This is a genomic window from Dehalococcoidales bacterium, from assembly GCA_028716225.1.
GTDB lineage: Bacteria > Chloroflexota > Dehalococcoidia > Dehalococcoidales > UBA5760 > UBA5760.
The window spans coordinates 1-4,560 of sequence record JAQUQE010000072.1; the positions used below are offsets into that span (position 1 = coordinate 1).

Annotated in this window: 11 protein-coding genes; all 11 read right to left on the reverse strand. The window is 52.0% G+C overall.

The window, feature by feature from the left end; translation table 11 throughout:
* The coding region (locus tag PHI12_13340) for a hypothetical protein (GenBank protein ID MDD5511777.1) at positions 1–495 on the reverse strand (495 nt) is incomplete at its 3' end.
* 30 nt (positions 496–525) lie between these two features.
* Positions 526–660 carry a hypothetical protein gene (locus PHI12_13345; GenBank protein MDD5511778.1) on the reverse strand — a complete coding sequence of 45 codons (135 nt, stop codon included), beginning with the start codon at positions 658–660 and terminating at the stop codon, positions 526–528.
* Positions 661–1,099: 439 nt separating this feature from the next.
* The gene (locus PHI12_13350; GenBank protein ID MDD5511779.1) at positions 1,100–1,369 is read right to left on the reverse strand and encodes a hypothetical protein; all 270 of its coding nucleotides are present in this window, start codon (positions 1,367–1,369) and stop codon (positions 1,100–1,102) included.
* Positions 1,370–1,427: 58 nt separating this feature from the next.
* The gene (locus PHI12_13355) at positions 1,428–1,685 is read right to left on the reverse strand and encodes a hypothetical protein (GenBank protein ID MDD5511780.1); all 258 of its coding nucleotides are present in this window, start codon (positions 1,683–1,685) and stop codon (positions 1,428–1,430) included.
* Positions 1,686–1,708: 23 nt separating this feature from the next.
* Complete coding sequence (locus PHI12_13360) at positions 1,709–2,107, reverse strand: hypothetical protein (protein MDD5511781.1); 399 nt, start codon at positions 2,105–2,107, stop codon at positions 1,709–1,711.
* Complete coding sequence (locus tag PHI12_13365) at positions 2,107–2,244, reverse strand: hypothetical protein (GenBank protein ID MDD5511782.1); 138 nt, start codon at positions 2,242–2,244, stop codon at positions 2,107–2,109. The genes PHI12_13360 and PHI12_13365 overlap by 1 nt, the downstream gene beginning before the upstream one ends.
* 4 nt (positions 2,245–2,248) lie before the next feature.
* Positions 2,249–2,452: a hypothetical protein gene (locus tag PHI12_13370; GenBank protein ID MDD5511783.1), complete on the reverse strand. Its 204-nt coding sequence runs from the start codon at positions 2,450–2,452 to the stop codon at positions 2,249–2,251.
* A gap of 26 nt (positions 2,453–2,478) precedes the next feature.
* A complete protein-coding gene (locus PHI12_13375) occupies positions 2,479–3,579 on the reverse strand; it encodes a DNA polymerase III subunit beta (protein MDD5511784.1) in 1,101 nt (366 codons plus the stop codon).
* A 16-nt stretch (positions 3,580–3,595) separates the two neighbouring features.
* On the reverse strand, positions 3,596–3,817 hold the full coding sequence (locus tag PHI12_13380; protein ID MDD5511785.1) for a hypothetical protein: 222 nt from the start codon (positions 3,815–3,817) through the stop codon (positions 3,596–3,598).
* Positions 3,810–3,986, reverse strand: a complete 177-nt coding sequence (locus tag PHI12_13385; GenBank protein MDD5511786.1) for a hypothetical protein — start codon at positions 3,984–3,986, stop codon at positions 3,810–3,812. The genes PHI12_13380 and PHI12_13385 overlap by 8 nt, the downstream gene beginning before the upstream one ends.
* Positions 3,987–3,996: 10 nt before the next feature.
* On the reverse strand, positions 3,997–4,461 hold the full coding sequence (locus PHI12_13390; GenBank protein MDD5511787.1) for a hypothetical protein: 465 nt from the start codon (positions 4,459–4,461) through the stop codon (positions 3,997–3,999).
* Positions 4,462–4,560 lie beyond the last annotated feature (99 nt).

The following is a 4,560-nucleotide window of genomic DNA, read 5'->3' on the forward strand; positions in this document are numbered from 1 at the left end:
GCGGCTGGTATGGGCTACAAAGACAATCAGCTGGTCCCGCTGCCGGGCCAGAGCGTTCAGCCCGCCCAGCTCTATATTGTTGTCCGACTGGCTGCGCCGGCTGCCGAACCTCAACGCGGCCTCGTCAACGATCAGAAAAGCACCTTTCGGGATCTTGCGAAAGTCCTTTACGTGTTTGGCCCACTTCGGCGCGTACTTCTGTGTACGCTTGGGCATGCCCAGGACGTAAACAGGCCGCCCCTGATTGTGCGCTATCTCCGCGAGATACCACGCCAGAGCGGATTTCCCCTTGCCCAGGTAACCTAGTATGACAGCGGTGCCGACCCGGGGCAGAACGCTGCGCCAGTTACGCAACTGGGCGGGGCGATTATTACTTGTCTTGAGAAAATCGATCACGAAGCGCACCGCTTTGCGCTTCTCCAGGGTTATCTGCTTATCGACAGCCATAACCCCCAGGACACGCTCAGCATGTGCAAAGTCTATTTTGTTCGCCAATTTGTCCCCCTTTCTCTTTTATGGTTCTGTTTAGGTTTGTTTATCACCCCCTTTTACTGCTTTATTACCATCACAGCCGATACACTCCTGAGAGTCTTCTCCGGGTGGGATCACGTTGTATCTGCACTTTTTGAATTTGCAGTTTGACGGAGTTCCCTTCTTCACGATATCACCTCCTTTATCCGACGCTAAGCTCTTGGTATTTTTTTGCCACATCGAAGGCAAGTAAGCTCCTTATAGTGAATGGTTGACTCATATACTTCGCCACATTCACAGCGGTATATAGCTTTCCCTTTTTGTTCATTAGGCGGGTAGGCGTAATTTACGTCGCGCCACTCACCTTTATAGAGATACGTTGTCCTCGACAACTTCGTTCCGCACTTGGGACAATAGGCGTCCTTTAAGTCCCTTGGACTAGAGAACCGATATGCTATCTGGCACTTTGGACATTTACCCTGCATATTGACTCCTTTATCCGTCTCGTTAGTTTATAGTTCACACGACCTGTGCCATTACAGCGTAGACATAATATAGCCCCGTTTTTACCTTCCCCCAAACACACGGGGCATTTAGATGATTCTCCTTTTGCCATAGTAGCTCCTTTCTAATCCAGTTCCGCGGTGTAGTCCGCTCTATAGAACATATTGAAGACCATCACCCTCTGGCCGCCGGCCTCGATTATCTGCATATTAGCTTCCAGGGGAGCCATCTGTAAAAAGCCTATGAATATACTGGCTTCCGCCTGTTCCTCGTTGAGCTTATCGCCCATGATATAGGGGGAGAGTGCGGAGTATAGCGTCCGGTAGCGCCGGGCCGTGTTGAACACGGCGGGTATCAGGTCGTGCAGTGATATCAGGTTTTCGTTTTCATCCAAAATTCACCCCCTATATACTTATCGATTCAACTTCGAAAAACGTTACATAGCTACGGCATCACTTCCTCAGCGTGATCTTATTCCTCATCCTCTTATCCCGGAAACAATTGCAGGAGATAAGCTGTCCGCCGCAGACCGGGCAGCGCTCCACGTCGCACCCGAAGTGATGGATACCGCCGTGTTTTATTCCACAATCGTTGCACCTGCCATCGGGTTCTTCGAAGTGCTCGCGGCTCCTGTCAATCCACTTGTTATCGTGTCTGATCTTAGCGTGAGTACAGCTATCAGCTGTCTTCATCTCTTGTTCGCAATCCATACAAACAACCATGACTCGCTCCTTCAGCTAGATTTTCTATGCTTGGCCCTCTGATTCCAGAGCCAAAACTTCAAATCTCTCAATATCGACATTTGATAGTCCGATATCGAATCTTTGCGCAGATCCGCCGGGGCCCGGTCGCCCATGACCCTCGTAAACAGATATGAGTAGATATCCGTCATGTCGTGATCCAGCGGCTGGCAGAGCGAAGCGTTAGACACGTAAGCCAGCGCCTCGGCGTCGGTGGCCTTATCCTTTTCGCCGCGCATCACCTGCAGGAGGCGCTGTGTTTTTATCTCCGCGGCAAGCCAGTCCGGTATGCAGTCGCCCCAGCTCTGATTGAAGACTATTATCGGGTCGGTAAGCGCCCGCGCTACGTCGATAAGGCCTTTATCTACCTTAGTCTTGACCTTGCCGCCCATTATTCCTCGCTCTTCTGCCGCTGCCAGTCGGTCTTGGTCACGTACTTATACTCCCCGGAGTCGACCAGCTTCTTGGCTTCACCTTTCGAGACCCTTACGATATCCTCGGTCTTTTTGTTCTGAACACATACAGCCATCGCTCTAATCTCCTTCCTTTGTGATATATGTATATGCCATCGGCCTCGGCATCGCCCTGACCCGGCATAGCAGCTGCCATTGGAGGTGCTGCGCGTTCCGCCGGGTCAGCGGCCTGTTATCGCTCTCATTAGGCTCTCTGAGTATCCGGCACAGTTTGTCGATCGCCACGCGCTGTTTAGGAGTAGCGTCATATTGCTCAACAGCCATAGGCGCCTCCTCGCAGTTAATTCCCGCTACCAGTTCACGTATATCGGCATAAGCAGGTGCGTGTCGTGCCCCAGTTTCATCTTCGCCGGTCCTGCGGCGGTTGTTGTATACAAAGTGATACTCGGTCCAGGAGCGACCGAAACAGTATCCCGCAGGAGCGAAGCATTGAATGCGATTTTACCATGTCCTTTACCGTTCACTACGAATTCCAGTTTATGGCCATCGCCGTCCTGCGACCATACCTTCACCCCGCCGCCGCGCTTGGTCTCCAAACGCAGTGGTTGTATCTTAAATTCCTTCTGTTTAATGACTGCCTTTAAGGCATTCAGCATCTCGCCCCGGTCGAAGCTCATTGCCTTTAAATTCTTGGGATCTGGATACAGCTTGCTGTAATCCGGGTAAGTGCCTTGAATGGCGCCGACGCCGATAACGACTTCTGGAGTGGAGAACCTCAGATAGTTATCGCCGATGCACATGATAACCTTATCCTTCTCAAAGGTCTTGAACAGTAAGACGGCTTCCCTGGGCAATATGAACTGCCTGGGGTCGTCCTTTTTAAACTTGTGGGCGGTGGCATACTTGACCCTTGTCACGGCCATACGGAAGCCGTCCGCGGCGCAGAGCTCTATATCTTTGTCGATGAACTTCATACTGACAGCCATCAGAACCGGGCGCACATCTTCATCGGCCATCGCGTATGAGACTTTATTGATGGCCGATACCAGCCCCGCTATGATTATCGGCTTGGCCTTCTTCATGGCGAGTTTGTCGGCAAAGTCCGGGTAATCCTTCCCCGGCATCTTCTCCGTGACGCACAGCGTTGAACCCGACGATATCTCCATCACCTTATCTTTAGCGTTGAGCGTCACGTTGGGCGATTTTAGCGTGTCCAGTAAAATGAGCACCTTGTCCGGGTCGATGCAGCAGCTGTCGCCTTTGGCCACGATCCTGGCCTTGATTTTGGTGGTTATCACCGCCGTCAGATCTGTGCAGGTCATCTGCAGGCAGCCGTCCGCCGCCGATAGCAGCACCATGTGGAGTATAGGCAACACCGATCGCCTCGGACGAGCCGCCTTGACCAGCTTGAGCGCCGCTATGAGCCTTGTCCTGTTTACTTCTACTTTCAATTTGCACCCCCTTATTTTATTTTCCCCTGAAGAACTTCAGGGCTTCTTCTTTTGTTGTACCGATCACCTCGCCGCACTCCGGGCAATTGTATGTGCGCTGCTGACAGTCGCACCGCGGCTTCTCCGGGTAGAACAGGAAGCCGTCGCTAGTATTGGGATAGACTTCCTGTTGGCTTGTGTAAGTAGCGTGAAACCTCAGCCGCTTGAGGTCTACGCCGCATTTAGGACATTTAGGCACGCTTCACCTCCCTCTTAATTACTACCGGCATTACGTAGAACTTTTCTCCTGGGCATTCCTGCCTCATTTTTTCGGCATATTCCTCAGCCTGCTCTTTAGTGCCGTATATAGCCAAGTGCTCTTCACTGGCCGGGTTGCCAAAGTTATTGAATACCATATACCCCTTCAATTTCACCCCCTTATCTTACCGGCTCCGGCGCGCCCCACTCGGCAAAGTCATATTTAGGCAGCGCCGTTATCGCCAGAGCTTTTAGATGCTCGATGAAAGCGTGAGCTTCCGAAGCGCGCCAGCCGTCATGCTCGCATGACTGATAAGCGTAGCAGTTGCAGCACTTAATAACCTGCGTCGGCTCAAAAATCATCCAGTCCATATTACAGTCGCGCTCGTCTATGACGTAATTCTCTCCCACCGTCCCCGGCATGTTATCGTAATCGGCATCGGGATACCTCGCCATCACCGACTTCACGTTCTCCTGCCAGAGCATGTTAGCGACGCCGATCTCGCTGGATATGTCGCATCTGTCAAGAGTATGCCGCTCCTCGTTCCAATACCAGGAGAAGTCGCCGCCGCTCTTCATGCCGAAGTGTCTGGCGGCCTTGACCATGTAAAGAATCTTATGTCTGCCTACCACGAAAGCACTCATAGAACCCCCTTTATTCGATTTCTCCGATACATTGAACCAGGTCGCCCAGCGTGACCAACTCCCTGACAGCACCCAAATCCAATATGCGATACCCGTCTA